This is a genomic window from Ideonella sp. WA131b, assembly GCA_023657425.1.
Classification (GTDB): Bacteria; Pseudomonadota; Gammaproteobacteria; order Burkholderiales; family Burkholderiaceae_C; genus Rubrivivax.
Window position 1 is genome coordinate 325,775 of the sequence record JAGTJW010000003.1, and the last position, 15,612, is coordinate 341,386.

Genomic DNA, 15,612 nt, shown 5'->3' on the forward strand with positions numbered 1-15,612 from the left:
GATCGAGCTCGATCGGCCGCGCGTGATGGGCATCGTCAACGTCACGCCCGACTCCTTCTTCGACGGCGCTCGCCATGCTCAGGTCGGCGCTGCCCAACGCCATTGCGAGCTGCTTCTGGAGCAGGGTGCCGACATCCTGGACATTGGGGGCGAGTCCACCCGCCCGGGGGCGGTGGCGCCGTCGCCTGACGAGGAGTGCGCGCGCGTGTTGCCGGTGCTGCGTCATGCGCTCGGCTTGGGCGTGCCCGTCTCGGTCGACACCAGCGAGCCGCAGCTGATGCGGGCGGCGCTGGAGGCCGGCGTCGACATCGTCAACGACGTGCGCAGCCTGCGGCGCCCGGGGGCGCTGGCCGAGCTGGCCGGCCATGCGAGCGCCGGTGTCTGCCTGATGCACATGCGTGGCGAACCCCGCGGCATGGATCAACAGACTGACTATGTCGACGTGGTGGACGAGGTGGCCCGTTGGCTGGGCGCCCGGCTGCGCGAGGTGGTGGCTGCGGGCATCGGGGCCGATCGGGTGGTGCTGGATCCGGGCATCGGCTTTGCCAAGACCCGCGAGCAGGACCTCGAGTTGCTCCGTCGCCAGCACGAGCTGATGTCGCTGCCGCGCCCGCTGCTGGCGGGGTGGTCGCGCAAGCGCACGGTGGGCAGCGTCACCGGGCGGCCGGTGGCCGAGCGCTTGGCCGGCAGCGTGGCCGCGGCGCTGCTGGCGGTGCAGCGCGGGGCGCGGATCGTGCGTGTGCACGACGTGGGCGAGACCGCGGATGCGCTCAGTCTCTGGCGGGCTGTTCAGCCTCAGGCCGGGCGCGCGGCGCCTCCTCGTGCAGCGCCGTCCTGAGGAGGTCGGCGCCGGCCGGTCCGGCACACTATGCAGTCCCAACAGGAGGAACCGGCCCGATGACCCGCATCTACTTTGGCACCGACGGCATCCGTGGCACGGTGGGCGCCGAGCCGATCACGCCGGATTTCGTGTTGCGCCTGGGCCACGCCGTCGGCCAGGTGTTGCGCCGAGCAACACCGCGCCCCACGGTGCTGATCGGCAAGGACACCCGCATCTCGGGCTACATGCTCGAATCGGCGCTGGAAGCCGGCTTCGCATCGGCCGGGGTCGATGTGCTGCTCACGGGCCCGCTGCCCACGCCGGGTGTGGCCTACCTCACGCGGGCCCAGCGACTGGACTTGGGCGTGGTGATCAGCGCGTCGCACAACGCTTTTGCCGACAACGGCATCAAGTTCTTCTCTGCGCGCGGCGAGAAGTTGCCCGACGAGTGGGAGGCGGCGGTTGAAGCGGCGCTGGTGCAGCCGCCGCGCTGGGTGCCCTCAGCGGAGTTGGGCAAGGCCCGCCGCCTCGATGATGCCGGCGGCCGTTACATCGAGTTCTGCAAGAGCACGGTGCTGCACTCGCTCTCGCTGCGTGGCATGAAGCTGGTGGTCGATGCGGCCCACGGTGCCGCCTACCACGTGGCGCCAGCGGTGTTTCACGAGTTGGGCGCCACGACCGTGAAGATCGGCTGCCAGCCCGATGGGATGAACATCAACGAGGGCGTCGGCGCCACCGCCCCGGCCGCCCTGGTGGCGGCGGTGGCGGAGCACCGCGCCGACTACGGCATCGCGCTCGACGGTGACGCCGACCGGCTGCAGCTGGTCGACGCGCAAGGGCGCCTGTACAACGGCGACGAGCTGCTCTACGTGATGGCGATGGACCGGCTGGCCCAGCAGCACCCGGTGCCGGGCGTGGTGGGCACCCTGATGACCAACATGGCCGTCGAGCAGGCGTTGGCCCGCCATGGCGTGCCGATGGTGCGGGCCAAGGTGGGCGACCGTTACGTCCTCGAGGAGCTCGTGGCGCGCGGCTGGCAACTCGGCGGCGAGGGCTCGGGCCACCTGCTGGCGCTGGACCGCCACACCACAGGTGACGGCATCGTCAGCGCCTTGCAGGTCCTGCAGGCCGTGCGACGCCACGGCAAGACCTTGGCGTCGCTGCTCGACGGGGTGACTCTGTTCCCCCAGACCTTGATCAACGTGCGCCTGCGCGGCGCTGGCGACTGGACAACCAATGCCGCGGTTCAAGACGCTCGCGACACGGCCGAGCGTGAACTTGGCGATGGGGGCCGGGTGCTGATCCGCCCATCAGGCACTGAACCGGTACTGCGCGTGATGGTCGAGGCGCGAGACGCCGTGCTCGGTCGCCGCTGCGCCGAACGCATCGCCGCGGCAGCAACATCTGCCTGAGCGTCGTGTCCCGGCGACACTCACAGTTGCGCCGGTTCGCTTCGCCTTCCAGGTCCGCGCTGGCGGACCTGGAGCCGCAGCTCAGCGCCGGGGCGGCATCAGCACCTTGTCGATGATGTGGACGACGCCGTTGGTGGCAGCCACATCGGCCTGCGTCACGACCGCGTCCTCCACCGTCACGAAGGTGCCGGCCTTGGACAGGGCGATGTTGGCGCCCTGAACGGTCTTGACGTTGCCGGTCTTGACGTCGGCCGAGCCCACGTTGCCGGGGATCACGTGGTAGCTGAGCACCGATGCCAGAAGGGCCTTGTCCCTGGCCAGCTGCTCCAGCATGGCGGCGGGCACGGCCTTGAAGGCGTCGTCACTTGGGGCGAACACCGTGAACGGCCCGGCGCCGCGCAGGGTGTCGGCCAGGCCGGCGTCGTTGAGCAGCTTGGTCAGGGTCGACAGCTGCGGTGTGCGTGCGGCGGTGTCGGTGATGGTGGCAGGGGCGGGTGTGCTGGCGCAGCCGGCCAAGGCCAGGGCGGCGCTGGCGGCCAGCAGGGCGAAGGCGCGCTTGGTCATCGTCATGGGAGCAGTCTCCGTGGGAGGGGGCTTGTGCACGGCGCCCGAGGCGGGCGATACCGTGTGGGACAGCACGCTATCGGCCCTTCATGACAGTCCCGTGAAACTGCAAGCTCATTCCGTGACAGCCCCGCGCGGATCACGGATGTCATCGCTCTGTCACTGCTCACTTCTATCGTCGTTCCGTCCATTCGATAGGAACCCACCTGAAATGATTCCGACCTCCCTGATCCGTGCCCTCGCCTTCGCGGCGACTGCCACGCTGGCCACGCTTCCGGCCGTCGCGCAGGACGTCACTGGCGCCGGAGCTACCTTTCCCGCGCCGCTCTACGCCAAGTGGGCTGATGCCTACAACAAAGCCACGGGGACCAAGATCAACTACCAGAGCGTCGGTTCTGGTGCCGGCATGCGCCAGATCCGGGGCAAGACGGTCGACTTCGGCGCTTCTGACGTTCCGCTGACCGACGCCGATCTGGCCAAGGATGGCCTCATCCAGTTCCCCACCGTGATCGGCGGGGTGGTTCCGGTGGTGAATGTCCGCGGCATTGGTCCTGGCCAGCTCAAGCTGACCGGCCAGATCCTGGGTGACATCTTCCTGGGCAAGATCACCAAGTGGAACGATCCGGCCATCAAGGGCCTCAACCCGAACCTGGCGCTGCCCGACACGGCGATCGCACCTGTGCGTCGCGCCGACGGCTCAGGCACCACCTTCATCTTCACCAACTACCTGTCGAAGGTGAACGCCGAGTGGAAGGCCAAGGTCGGCGAGGCGCCTGCCGTCAACTGGCCCACAGGTGCCGGCGGCAAGGGCAACGAGGGGGTCGCAGCGTTTGTCCAACGCCTGCCCAACTCCATCGGCTACGTCGAGTACAGCTACGCGCGCACCAACAAGATGGCACACGTTCAACTGCGGAACCAAGCCGGCAGTTTCGTGAACCCTGACGACAGCAGCTTCAAGGCCGCCGCCGCCGGTGCCGACTGGACCAAGAGCTTCTACCAGATCCTCACGGAGCAGCCGGGCGCGGGCAGCTGGCCCATCACCGGGGCCACCTTTATCCTGATGCACGCCAAGCAGGACAAGCCTGCGCAGGGCTCGGCCTCGCTCAAATTCTTCGAATGGGCCTACAGCAACGGCGATGCGATGGCCACCGAACTTGAGTATGTGCCGCTGCCCTCCAGCGTGAAGGAGCTGGTGCGCCGTGAGTGGGCGAAAATCCAGGACGGCTCCGGCAAGGCCATCGCCTTCAAGTGACGCCATGGGCGGACTGACCTGAGCCGCCGCCACGACGACGCAGACGCAGACGCCCGCCGACACGGTGGGCGTTTGCGTGTGAGAGAACCGACGAACGAGGAGGAGCCGTGTCCTTGACCTTGCCGGCCCAGAACGTCCCGCCCGAGAAGGCCACAGCGCAGTCGCTGTCCGGCGGCGCACCGCCCAGCCATACACAACGCTCGCCCTGGGCGGACAAGGTCTTCGCCTTCGCCGCGCAGTCGGCCGCGTGGATCACACTGGCCCTGCTGGCCGGCATCCTGGCCTCCCTGGTGTACGGTGCGTGGCCGGCCATCCGCGAGTTCGGCCTCGGCTTCCTCTTCAGCACCGACTGGGACCCCGTCGAGGACAAGTACGGCGGCCTGGTCATGATCTACGGCACGCTGATGTCGGCGGCCATCGCGCTGATCATCGCCGTGCCGGTGAGCTTCGGCATCGCGCTGTTCCTCACCGAGCTCGCTCCCAACTGGTTGCGCCGCCCGCTGGGCGTGGCCATCGAACTGCTGGCCGCCGTGCCGTCCATCGTCTACGGCATGTGGGGGCTGTTGGTGTTCGGCCCCATCCTCGCCACCTACGTGCAGCAGCCGCTTCAGTCGGCCTTCGAAGACGTGCCCTTTCTCGGCACGCTCTTCTCGGGCCCGCCCGTGGGTATCGGACTGTTGTCGGCCGGCATCATCCTAGCGATCATGGTGATTCCGTTCATCGCCTCGGTGATGCGTGATGTGTTCGAGACGACGCCGGCGCTGCTCAAGGAGTCGGCCTACGGGCTGGGAGCCACCACCTGGGAGGTCGTCTCCAAGGTCGTGCTGCCCTACACCAGGACCGGCGTCGTGGGCGCCATCATGCTGGGCCTGGGCCGCGCCCTGGGCGAAACGATGGCCGTCACCTTTGTGATCGGCAACTTCAGCCAAGTCGACTCCTTGTCGTTGTTCCAGGCCGCCAACAGCATCACCGCGGCCATCGCGAACGAGTTCGCCGAGGCCGATACCAAGCTGCACCAGCCGGCCCTGATGTACCTGGGCCTGGTGCTGTTCTTCATCACCTTCTGCGTGCTGGCGCTGTCGAAGCTGCTGCTGATGCGCATGCAGCGCGGCGAGGGGACCCGGACATGAACCTCTTTGCACTCGACGCGGGCCGTCTTCACCTGCACCGCCGCCGCAAGGCCATGAACGCCGTGGCGCTGACGCTGTCCTTGGCGGCCATGGCCTTCGGCTTGTTCTGGCTGGCCTGGATCTTGTTCGAGACCATCCGGCTGGGCATCGGCGGCATGGCGCTGTCGGTGTTTACCGAGATGACGCCGCCGCCGCAGGCCGACAGTGGCGGCCTGGCCAACGCCATCTACGGCTCGCTGCTCATGGTGCTGCTGGCCACCGCGCTGGGCACGCCCATTGGCATTCTGTGTGGCATCTACCTGGCTGAGTACGGCAAGACGACTTGGCTGGGCAGCGTCACCGGATTCATCAACGACATCCTGCTGTCGGCGCCGTCCATCGTGATCGGCCTGTTCATCTACGCCGTGGTCGTGGCGCAGGTGAAGAGCTTCTCCGGCTGGGCCGGCATCCTGGCGCTGGCGCTCATTGTCATTCCGGTCGTGGTGCGCACCACCGAGAACATGCTGAGCCTCATTCCCAATGCGCTGCGCGAGGCCGCCTACGCCCTGGGTTCTCCCAAGTGGAAGGTGATCTCGTCGGTGACGTTGCGCGCCGCGCGGGCGGGCGTGATCACTGGTGTGCTGCTGGCGCTGGCGCGCATCGCCGGCGAGACGGCGCCACTGCTGTTCACGGCGCTGAACAACCAGTTCTTCACCAGCAGCCTGAGCGAGCCGATGGCCAGCCTGCCGGTGACGATCTTCAAGTACGCGATGAGCCCCTACGACAACTGGCGCGAGCTGGCCTGGGCGGGCGTGTTCCTCATCACCCTGGGCGTGCTGGGACTGAACATCCTGGCCCGCGTCCTGTTCCGCAAGAAATTCTGAACGAGGTCACCCGATGGACACCAAGGTCGACAACGTTGCCGGCGAGAAGATCAAGGTCCAGGTGAAGGACCTGAACTTCTACTACGGCAAATTCCACGCGCTCAAGCACATCAATCTCGAGATCCCCGAGCGCAAGGTCACCGCCTTCATCGGCCCCTCGGGCTGCGGCAAGAGCACACTGCTGCGCGTCTTCAACCGCATGTTCGAGCTCTACCCCGAGCAACGCGCCGAGGGCACGGTCCTGCTTGATGGGCAGGACATCCTCGTCACCAAGACCGACGTCTCGCTGATCCGCGCCAAGATCGGCATGGTGTTCCAGAAGCCGACGCCGTTCCCGATGTCGATCTACGACAACATCGCCTTCGGGGTGCGCCTGTTCGAGACCTTGCCGCGCGCGGAGATGGACGAGCGCGTGGAGTGGGCGCTGAAGAAGGCGGCGCTGTGGAACGAGGTCAAGGACAAGCTGCAGCAGAGTGGATCCAGCCTCTCGGGGGGCCAGCAGCAGCGCCTGTGCATCGCCCGTGGCATTGCCATCAAGCCCGAGGTGCTGCTGCTCGACGAGCCCTGCTCGGCGCTGGACCCCATCTCCACCGGCAAGATCGAGGAGCTGATCCACGAGCTCAAGACCGACTACACCGTGATGATCGTCACGCACAACATGCAGCAGGCGGCGCGCTGCAGCGACTACACCGCCTACATGTACCTCGGCGATCTGGTTGAGTTCGGCCCCACGAGCGAGCTGTTCATGAAGCCGAAGAAGAAGGACACCGAGGACTACATTACGGGCCGGTTCGGCTGATCCGGCCGCCCGCCCCGCCCCCTGCCGCAGAGGAAGTCCCTATGTCCGACAAGCACATGTCCACCCAGTTCGATGCCGAGCTCTCGGGCATTTCCGGCCGTGTCCTCGAGATGGGTGGCCTGGTCGAGTCCCAGGTCGTCCTGGCCGTCAAGGCGTTGACCGAGTTCAACGGCGAGCTCGCCGACACGGTGCTGGCACAGGAGGACCGAGTCAACCAGATGGAAGTGACGATCGACCGTGAGTTGTCGGCCATCATCGCGCGCCGCCAGCCCACGGCGCGTGATCTGCGTCTGCTGATCGCGGTCAGCAAGACGATCGCCAACCTCGAGCGCGTGGGCGACGAGGCGGCGCGCATCGCGCGCACGGTCCAGCGGCTCATCAACACCGGCGTGTCGACGCGGCTGCGATTGCCGGTTTCCGATCTCGGCTTCGAGGCGGAGTTGGCCATCGCCCAGCTGCGCAAGGCGCTCGACGCCTTCGCCCGGCTCGACATCGCCCGCGCGCTGGAGGTGCTCAAGCAGGACGACCAGATCGACCAGGAGTTCGACGGCCTGATGCGCAAGCTGATCACCTACATGATGGAAGACCCGCGCACGATCTCCTCGAGCATCGACCTCGTCTTCGTGGCCAAAGCCATCGAGCGCGTGGGCGACCACGGCAAGAACCTCGCCGAGGCCATCATCTACGTTGTCAAGGGCACCGACGTACGCCACACCTCGATGGAGGACGTCGAGAACGCGGTGCGCTGAGTGCGGCCACCCCTAACGGAGGCTCCTGAGCGATGGGTCGCGTGCTGGTCGTCGAGGACGAAGCTGCGATTGCCGAGCTGATCGCGCTGAACCTGCGCCATCAGGGATTCGAAGTGGCCGTCGCGGCCGATGCGGAAGGGGCGCAGGCCGAGGTCGACCGGGTGCTCCCCGACCTCGTGATCCTCGATTGGATGCTCCCGGGCACCAGCGGCGTGCAGCTGGCTCGGCGCTGGCGGGCCGACTCGCGCACCCGCGAGGTGCCGGTCATCATGCTCACGGCCAGGGCCTCAGAGACCGACAAGATCGCCGGGCTCGACGCCGGGGCCGACGACTACCTCACGAAGCCGTTCTCTCCCGCCGAGCTGCAGGCGCGCATCCGCGCCGTGCTGCGGCGCCGGGTGCCGTCGGCGCTGGATCTCCCGGTTGAGGTCGGCGCCTTGCGGCTGGACCCGGGGTCGCGCCGGGTCACTTTTGACGTGGTGCCGCAGCGCATTGAACTGAAGGTCGGCCCTACCGAGTTCCGCCTGCTGCACGTGCTGATGAGCCAGCCCGAGCGCGTGCACAGCCGGGCGCAGCTGCTCAACCGCGTCTGGGGCGACCACGTCTTCATCGAGGAACGCACGGTCGACGTGCACATCAAGCGGCTGCGCGAGTCCTTGGCCCCAGCCGGCGCCCAGGCGATGGTGGAGACGGTGCGCGGCGCCGGCTACCGGCTGGTGGCTGCGCCCGATGGAGCCGGCGCATGACCCCAATCTCGGTGTCGCGCCTGGGCTTTGCTCTGGTTTTCGGCGCGCTGGTGGGTGCCGTGGGTGGCGCGCTGCTGGGCCTGCCTTGGGCCGGGGCCGCCCTCGGCGCGCTGACCGGCAGCTTGGTGTCGATGGTGGTGGACATGCGCCGCGGCCTGCGGCTGCTCGACTGGCTGCGCGGGCCGCAGCAGGCTGATGCGCCCCGAGAACAGGGCTACTGGGGCGAGCTGGCCTACCGCCTCGAGCGCGCGCTGCGTCAGAAGGACCAGGCCGTCGTGCACGAGCGCGAGCGGCTGGCACAGTTCCTGGCCGCGATCGAGGCCTCGCCCAACGGCGTGATGCTGCTCGATGCCAACGACCAGATCGAGTGGTGCAACACCGTGGCTGCCCAGCACTTCGGCCTCGACCCGCAGCGCGACCGACTGCAGCGCGTCACCAACCTCGTGCGCTCGCCGCTGTTCGTGGCCTATCTGCAGGGCGGTGACTTCGCCGAGCCGGTGACCTTCCCGGGGCCGCTCGGCCGCAGCACCGTGTCGCTGGTGGTGCGGCCTTACGGCGGGGGCATGAGGCTGCTGCTGTCGCAGGACATCACCGAGCGCGAGCGCGCTGAGGCCATGCGGCGCGACTTCGTGGCCAACGTGTCGCACGAGATCCGCACGCCGCTGACGGTGCTGGCCGGTTTCGTCGAGACGCTGGCCGAGTTGCCGCTGACGGAGCCCGAGCGACGGCGCGTGCTGGGCCTGATGGCGCAGCAGACGGCCCGCATGCAGGCGCTGGTGGGCGATTTGTTGATGCTTGCGCAACTCGAGGGCAGCCCTCGGCCCGGGGCCGACCGCTGGCTGCCACTGGCGACGCTGCTGCAGCGTTCTCTGGCGGACGCCGTGGCGCTGTCGGCCGGGCGCCACCTGATCGTGCCGCGGGGGGTCAGCGACGTCGAGGTTGCCGGCACCGAGGGCGAGCTGCTCAGCGCCGTGGGCAACCTGCTCGGCAACGCCGTGCGCTACACACCGGAGGGCGGGCGCATCGAGCTCGGCTGGGGTAGGCAAGAGGACGGACGCGCCTTCATCGAGGTATCGGACACCGGGCCGGGCATCGCACGAGAACATCTGCCGCGGCTGACCGAGCGCTTCTACCGTGTCGACGGCAGCCGATCGCGCGACACCGGCGGCACCGGCCTCGGGCTTTCGATCGTCAAGCATGTCGTGCAGCGCCACGGCGGCGAGATCGACATCGAAAGCGAGCTGGGCAAGGGGTCGAGCTTTCGGCTGCTGCTGCCGGCGCTGCGCGTGCGCGCGCTGGCGCCGCCGATCAGCGCTCGCGCTGAAGCAGCTGCGTGAGCTCGTCGCGGGCTGTCGGCCGCGGCACCACCGCGACGACGCTCCAGCCCTCGGGCACCGGCGGCAGCACGCGGTCGCGGGCCACGCGCAGCAGCAAAGGGCAGGGGCCTTGCAGCGCGCCCGGCGTGGCGTCCACACGCCAGCGACCGAAGTGCTCAAGCGCCGCCACGGTGGCCGGTGCCAGGCCCGGTGCCGCGATGCAGGGCGTGTCCGCCGGCACGTGCGGCGCCAGACGCAGCACCAGCGGGCGCGCGCTGCGGGCATGGTCGAGCGCCGGCAGCCATAGCGTCATCAGCAGCAGCCAGCACAGCGCCACGCCGCCAGCTGGCAGCACCAGGCTCTTCCAGAGTGCCTCCTGGTGGCGGCCGGTGCGCCAGCGCACCACTGCCACCCAGGCCAGCGTGCCGGCCACGGCCACGGCCAGTGCCAGTGCCGAGAAGGGCGAGTCGAAGCCGGGCACCTGCCGCGCCACGTTGGCGGCCGTCTTGGCGGGCACGCCGGTCTGCATCGCCAGGTAGACGACCCAGATCGTCAGCGCCCCGGCCGTGAAGAAGAACATCGAGAACCAGTCGATGGCTGCCGTGGCGCTGCGCTTGAGCGTGGGCAGCGCAAACGCCGCCATCACCGCCAGCGCCGGCAGGCCCAGCATCAGCGCGCGGTCCGAGCCGCCCTGGGCCACGTTGGCGCCCAGCGCCACGAGCACGAACACCAGCGGCACCGACACGTGCCGGTACAGCAGCTGCCGCCGCCAGCGCCACAGCGTCCACAGCGCCAGCGGCCACGCTGGCCACAGGAACCAGAGCCACTGGCGTGCCAGGTTGGGCAGCTCGTCGAGGCCAAGGCCGACGGCCCGCCAGCGCCAGCCGTCGAGCCCGGTGGCCAGCGCGACGCTGGCCGCCAGCGCCGCCAGCAGCCAGGGTGCGAAGCGGCGCACCTCGGGCAGGCGCGAGCGCAGGCAGACGAGGGCGCCGAGCGTGCCGGCAGCGGCCGCCACCGCGGGTGCGCCACAGGCCGCCAGCAGCGGCAATGCCAGCAGCACCGCGACGCGCGCCCGCCAGACGCGGAACGGCGCCGCAGCCAGGGCGTACAGCGCCAGCGACATCGCCGTCAGCTGGGCCAGCTCGGGCGTGGTCTCGTGGCCCAGTTGCAGCAGGCCCAGCGTGGCCATCAGCGCCAGCAGGCCGCCGTCGGCCATCGCGCGGGCATAGGCCACGGGGTCGGCCTCGCCACCAAACGCGAAGGCGACCGGCTGTGCGGCCTCGGTGCGGGCGAGCAGGAAGGTGCTGTACCAGGTCAGCGCCAGCGTCAGGGCCAGCAGCAGCGCGAACGCCAGCCGTGCGGCCAGCTCGGCGTCCAGCCAGCCCTGGCCGGCCACGATGAAGGCGGCGCCCAGCCAGTGGGGCAGCAGCGCACCATCGATCGGCACGCCACCGAGCTGCGGTGCCAGCCACGGGGTACGCCCCTCGGCCATCGCGACCATCGCCCCGAACGCCGTGACGTCGGCACTGCGCCAGGGATCGCGCCCGAACAGCCCCGGCAGCAGGTAGGCCGCGCACAGCAGCAGCAGCAGCAGCCGCGGCAGGCGGCGCGCGCCACGCTGCGTGACGACGGCCGGCGTGACGGAGGGCACGTTCGGGCTCACGGGGCGATCATGGCAAAGAGGCCGTGGCAAAGAAAAAGGCAGCCGAAGCTGCCTTCCCGGGAGGGCGCCGCGGTGGCGCCACGCTCACTTCTTCAGGCCCACGCGGGCGAACTTGTTGCGGAACTTCTCGACACGGCCGCCGAGGTTGTCCACGCTCTTCTGCGTGCCGGTGTAGAACGGATGCGTCTCGCTGGTGGTTTCCAGCTTGATCAGCGGCAGTTCGCGGCCGTCGTCGAGCTTGATCATCTCCTTCGTGGGCGCGCACGAGCGCGTGACGAAGGTGAAGCCGTTGCTCAGGTCCTGGAACGCGACCTCACGGTAGTTCGGGTGGATGCCGTCTTTCATGGCGTGCCTTGAGGTGTGCCGGGAGCCACGCCGGCCGTTCAGGGCCGTGCGCACTTTCCGAAGGGTTGCGGGCGGAAAACCCGTAATCATATGCCGGAACGGGGCTCACCCGCCACGCCGCATCATGTCGAAGAAGTCGAGGTTGTTCTTGCTCTGCTTCATCTTTTCGAGCACGAACTCCATCGCCTCGATCTCGTCCATGTTGTAGAGCAGCTTGCGCAGGATCCAGGTCTTTTGCAGGATCTCGGGCTTGAGCAGCAACTCCTCGCGCCGGGTGCCGCTCTTGTTGATGAGGATCGAGGGGTACACACGCTTCTCGGCCATGCGGCGGTCGAGGTGGATCTCGCAATTGCCGGTGCCCTTGAACTCCTCGTAGATGACCTCGTCCATCTTCGAGCCGGTGTCGATGAGTGCCGTGCCGATGATGGTGAGCGAGCCGCCTTCCTCGACGTTGCGCGCCGCGCCGAAGAAGCGCTTCGGCCGCTGCAGCGCATTGGCATCAACGCCGCCAGTGAGCACCTTGCCCGAGCTCGGCAGCACGTTGTTGTAGGCGCGGGCCAGTCGCGTGATGCTGTCGAGCAGGATCACAACGTCCTTCTTCAGCTCCACCAGGCGCTTGGCGCGCTCGATCACCATCTCGGCGACCTGCACGTGGCGCGCCGCGGGCTCGTCGAAGGTGGAACTGATGACCTCGCCGCGCACGCCGCGCACCATCTCGGTGACTTCCTCGGGACGCTCATCGACGAGCAGCACGATGAGGTGGATCTCGGGGTGGTTGGCGACCAGCGCGTGGGCGATGTGCTTCATCATCACCGTCTTGCCGGTCTTGGGCTGTGCCACCAGCAGCGCACGCTGGCCCTTGCCGATGGGCGCGATGAGGTCGACGATGCGGCCGGTGATGTTCTCTTCAGTCTTGACGTCGCGCTCGAGTTTGAAGGCCGCTGTCGGAAACAGCGGCGTCAGGTTCTCGAACATGATCTTGTGTTTGCTCTCCTCGGGCGTGAGGCCGTTGACACGGTCGACCTTCACGAGCGCGAAGTAGCGCTCGCCGTCCTTGGGCACGCGCACTTCGCCCTCGACCATGTCGCCGGTGTGAAGGTTGAAGCGACGGATCTGGCTGGGCGACAGGTAAATGTCGTCCGTGCTGGCCATGTAGCTCGCCTCGATGCTGCGCAGGAAGCCGAAGCCGTCGGGCAGCACCTCGAGCACGCCGTCGCCGAACACCTGCTCGCCGGCCTTGGCGCGCTTCTTCATGATCGCGAACATCAGCTCCTGCTTGCGCAGGCGCTGCACGTTCTCGATCTCCAGCGCCTCGCCCATCTCGATGAGCTTGGCGACGTGCATGAGCTTGAGTTCGGACAGATGCATGAGGCACCCTGTGGCCCGGCCGGTCGGTGCTGCGCAGCGCCCGAGGGCACCCGCGGCTGGCGGCGAAGAGGGCGGTTCGTGGAGTGGCGCCGTGACCCTGCACGGGGCCGGCCCGGTGACCGAGGGACGCTCGGCGGCAGGAACCGGTTGGCGCCGGAGGCCGGCAGAGGCCGGCGCGGGCGGTGCAGGGAGGCGGATCAGGCGGCCGGCACCTCAGGTGCCGACCGCGTGAGTGGATTATAGATGGCCGTCGAGGAAGGCCGTCAGCTGCGCCTTAGACAGCGCGCCGACCTTCGTCGCGGCGACCTTGCCGTCCTTGAACAGCATCAGCGTCGGGATGCCGCGGATGCCGTGCTGGCCGGGCACGCCCCGGTTCTCGTCGACGTTCAACTTGGCCACCTGCACCCGGCCCTCGTAGGCCTTGGACACCTCTTCGAGGATGGGAGCAATCATCTTGCAGGGGCCGCACCACTCGGCCCAATAGTCCACCAGGACCGGCTTGTCCGACTGCAGCACGTCGCTGCTGAAGGAGTCGTCGGTGACATGCTTGATCAGATCGCTGCTCATGGTTGATTGGCTCCGCGTGCCCGCCGCGGACACCAACGCGCGGTCAGACACAACCGGGATTCTGTCACGGTGGCTGCACCACAGGCAGCCAAGGGTTCGCTGCTTCGTGGCGCGGGCACGGCGGAACAGCCGGCCCTTGAGTGCACGGACTGGCGCTTCGCCGTTGGGTGCGGCGAGCTGCAATCGGCCGGTATGCGCTCCCCCTTGCGCCCTATGCACGACAAGGCGCACGCTGCGCTGCGGAGGCCGGAGTTCCCTCCTTCGCGATTGGTCGGCACGCTGCCACCGGCGCAAGCACGCGGCTCTCGAACCGGGTGCAGGCCGTGGGGATGAACACTGCGCCAGCATCAGCGACGCGCCGACGGCGGGCAGCATCTGCTCACGGTTGCTGAGCTGCAGGCGCGGCGGGCCGCCCATCCGCGGATCTGCCGCCGATCTTCCGCCTGCCACTGAAGCCGCTGGGCGGTCTGACCTGTTCACCGCCCTCTGCTCGCGGGGCGACGGCCTGCTGATCGCCGAAACCGCGACGATTGCGTCGCGCCTGCCGGGGTTCTTGCGCGGGCGTGTCGCTGCGCCAACTTTCTGCTGCTGCCGCTGGTGGTGAGGGGTTCGCCCATCGGGCTGATGCGCGCCGACGAGCCCACGGCCCACAGCCTGCTGCTGGTGGAAGATGGGCTGACGGCGGTGAAGAGCCTGCAAGATCAGGCTGTCACGATGCTGCCCCGACCCTGAAGCCCCTGCAGACAAGGTGCCGAGCCTTACCCCCGGCACTGGTCGCAACGCTGAGGGCTGCTTGGTTCCCCACCTGACCCGGTTGGGCGCGCTTCCATGCGGGGAGGCCCGGCGCGGTCAATTGTAGGCTAGCGCAGCTGAAGTTCATCCGCTCCCCAGCGCACGCCCAGCGGCTCGATGAACAGCTGCTTCGGCCCGGCCTCCACGGAGCCCGCCACCCAGGCGGCGATGCCTTGCGCACGGGCCGTGGCCGCGGCGCGTTCGGCGTCGTCGGGGTGCACGAAGAGCGCGAAGCCGGCCCCCATGTTCAGTGTGCCGTAGGCCTCGGCGTCGTTCAGGCCGGCCTGTTGCTGCAGGAAACGCAGCACTGGCGGCACCGGCGGCAGCGTGTGCACGCGGTAGGTGAGGGCCCTGGGATGCCGAAGCAGCTTGCGCCAGCCGTGTCCTGTGACATTGGCCGCGTAGTGCACGCGCACGCCCGCGGCCCAGAGCGCCTCGGTCACGGGGCTGTACAGAAGCGTCGGCGCCAGCAGGGCCGGGCCGAATCGCGCATCCGGCTGGCCTGGCTCGGCTGGGCTGCCCATCACGGTCTGGTAGCCCAGTGGAAGGCGGCCGGCGACCTTGCGGGCCAGACTCAGGCCATTGGCATGGATGCCGCTGCTCTCAAGCAGCACGATGGCGTCACCGGGGCCCAGGTGTTCGCCCAGCGTCAGCCGGGGCTTGGGGTTGACGAGGCCCGTGCAGCTGGCGGCCAAGTCGATGCGACCGGCCTCGACGATGCCAGCCAGCGCGGGTGTCTCGCCGCCTCCCCAGGCGGCGCCAATGCGGTCGCAGGTGGCCTTCCAGCCCGCGATCAGCGCCTGAGAGCGCTCGCCGTCGGCGAACCACTCGCTGCCGCCGGCTGCCCAATAGGCCTGCACCACCAGCGGCGTTGCGCCCACGGTGACGAGGTCGTTGACGGCCATCGCGATGGTGTCCTGCGCGATCGCGCCAAAGAAGTTCTCGCCGTGCTGCCACATCGCGTCGGCCACCAGTGTCTTGGTGCCCAGGCATTCGACAATGCTGGCGAGGTAGAACGGTCCGAGGTCGACGACGTAGGCCGATTCGCCGCGCGAGGCGCCGACCTCGCCAAAACCGTGCGCGGGCAGGTGCGCCGCAGTGGTGGCGGCAGCCCGCTGCGCCGCCACCTTCAAGGGGTCGATCAGGTCGTATCTCACCCCGGCCTGTTCGTAACTCAGCGGGGTCTGCGGCGGCGTCGTGGCGGGGGGCGTCATGGTCGGCCGATT

The 15,612-nt window shown here is 68.7% G+C and carries 15 protein-coding genes and 1 other RNA gene; 9 read left to right on the forward strand and 7 right to left on the reverse strand.

What is annotated here, in order from left to right:
* Nucleotides 1-25: 25 nt before the first annotated feature.
* Together folP and glmM are read left to right on the forward strand one after the other, a co-directional pair.
* Entirely contained in the window at nt 26-838 is an 813-nt protein-coding gene (gene folP, locus KA711_16670) for a dihydropteroate synthase (protein ID MCM0610604.1), read from the forward strand.
* 59 nt (nt 839-897) lie between these two features.
* Nucleotides 898-2,232: a phosphoglucosamine mutase gene (gene glmM, locus KA711_16675; protein MCM0610605.1), complete on the forward strand. Its 1,335-nt coding sequence runs from the start codon at nt 898-900 to the stop codon at nt 2,230-2,232.
* Nucleotides 2,233-2,313: 81 nt separating this feature from the next.
* Here the strand turns inward: glmM and KA711_16680 are convergent, their stop codons facing one another.
* Nucleotides 2,314-2,796 carry a fasciclin domain-containing protein gene (locus KA711_16680; GenBank protein ID MCM0610606.1) on the reverse strand — a complete coding sequence of 161 codons (483 nt, stop codon included), beginning with the start codon at nt 2,794-2,796 and terminating at the stop codon, nt 2,314-2,316.
* 211 nt (nt 2,797-3,007) lie between these two features.
* Here KA711_16680 and pstS point away from each other — a divergent pair, with 211 nt between their 5' ends.
* The 7 genes from pstS to phoR all read left to right on the forward strand — a co-directional run bounded on the left by pstS (nt 3,008) and on the right by phoR (nt 9,672).
* Nucleotides 3,008-4,048, forward strand: a complete 1,041-nt coding sequence (gene pstS / locus KA711_16685) for a phosphate ABC transporter substrate-binding protein PstS (GenBank protein MCM0610607.1) — start codon at nt 3,008-3,010, stop codon at nt 4,046-4,048.
* 119 nt (nt 4,049-4,167) lie between these two features.
* On the forward strand, nt 4,168-5,178 hold the full coding sequence (gene pstC / locus KA711_16690) for a phosphate ABC transporter permease subunit PstC (GenBank protein MCM0610608.1): 1,011 nt from the start codon (nt 4,168-4,170) through the stop codon (nt 5,176-5,178).
* Nucleotides 5,175-6,041, forward strand: a complete 867-nt coding sequence (gene pstA / locus KA711_16695) for a phosphate ABC transporter permease PstA (GenBank protein MCM0610609.1) — start codon at nt 5,175-5,177, stop codon at nt 6,039-6,041. Before pstC ends, pstA begins: the two co-directional genes overlap by 4 nt.
* Before the next feature lie 13 nt (nt 6,042-6,054).
* On the forward strand, nt 6,055-6,840 hold the full coding sequence (gene pstB / locus KA711_16700) for a phosphate ABC transporter ATP-binding protein PstB (protein ID MCM0610610.1): 786 nt from the start codon (nt 6,055-6,057) through the stop codon (nt 6,838-6,840).
* 41 nt (nt 6,841-6,881) lie between these two features.
* A complete protein-coding gene (phoU, locus tag KA711_16705) occupies nt 6,882-7,589 on the forward strand; it encodes a phosphate signaling complex protein PhoU (GenBank protein ID MCM0610611.1) in 708 nt (235 codons plus the stop codon).
* Nucleotides 7,590-7,621: 32 nt separating this feature from the next.
* Nucleotides 7,622-8,335 carry a phosphate regulon transcriptional regulator PhoB gene (gene phoB / locus KA711_16710; GenBank protein MCM0610612.1) on the forward strand — a complete coding sequence of 238 codons (714 nt, stop codon included), beginning with the start codon at nt 7,622-7,624 and terminating at the stop codon, nt 8,333-8,335.
* On the forward strand, nt 8,332-9,672 hold the full coding sequence (gene phoR / locus KA711_16715; GenBank protein MCM0610613.1) for a phosphate regulon sensor histidine kinase PhoR: 1,341 nt from the start codon (nt 8,332-8,334) through the stop codon (nt 9,670-9,672). The genes phoB and phoR overlap by 4 nt, the downstream gene beginning before the upstream one ends.
* On the opposite strand, the gene KA711_16720 is transcribed toward phoR, so the two are convergent.
* The 6 genes from KA711_16720 to KA711_16745 form a co-directional block, all read right to left on the reverse strand.
* Nucleotides 9,644-11,302 (reverse strand): hypothetical protein, encoded by a 1,659-nt coding sequence (locus tag KA711_16720; GenBank protein MCM0610614.1) that lies wholly within the window; start codon nt 11,300-11,302, stop codon nt 9,644-9,646. The genes phoR and KA711_16720 overlap by 29 nt on opposite strands.
* A 96-nt stretch (nt 11,303-11,398) precedes the next feature.
* Nucleotides 11,399-11,659 (reverse strand): type B 50S ribosomal protein L31, encoded by a 261-nt coding sequence (locus tag KA711_16725; GenBank protein MCM0610615.1) that lies wholly within the window; start codon nt 11,657-11,659, stop codon nt 11,399-11,401.
* A gap of 105 nt (nt 11,660-11,764) precedes the next feature.
* Nucleotides 11,765-13,027: a transcription termination factor Rho gene (rho, locus tag KA711_16730; GenBank protein MCM0610616.1), complete on the reverse strand. Its 1,263-nt coding sequence runs from the start codon at nt 13,025-13,027 to the stop codon at nt 11,765-11,767.
* A 237-nt stretch (nt 13,028-13,264) separates the two neighbouring features.
* Nucleotides 13,265-13,594: a thioredoxin TrxA gene (gene trxA / locus KA711_16735; GenBank protein MCM0610617.1), complete on the reverse strand. Its 330-nt coding sequence runs from the start codon at nt 13,592-13,594 to the stop codon at nt 13,265-13,267.
* A gap of 747 nt (nt 13,595-14,341) precedes the next feature.
* Nucleotides 14,342-14,439, reverse strand: an RNA gene (gene ffs / locus KA711_16740) — signal recognition particle sRNA small type.
* 15 nt (nt 14,440-14,454) lie between these two features.
* The gene (locus KA711_16745; GenBank protein MCM0610618.1) at nt 14,455-15,600 is read right to left on the reverse strand and encodes a phosphoribosylformylglycinamidine cyclo-ligase; all 1,146 of its coding nucleotides are present in this window, start codon (nt 15,598-15,600) and stop codon (nt 14,455-14,457) included.
* Between the last annotated feature and the right edge of the window lie 12 nt (nt 15,601-15,612).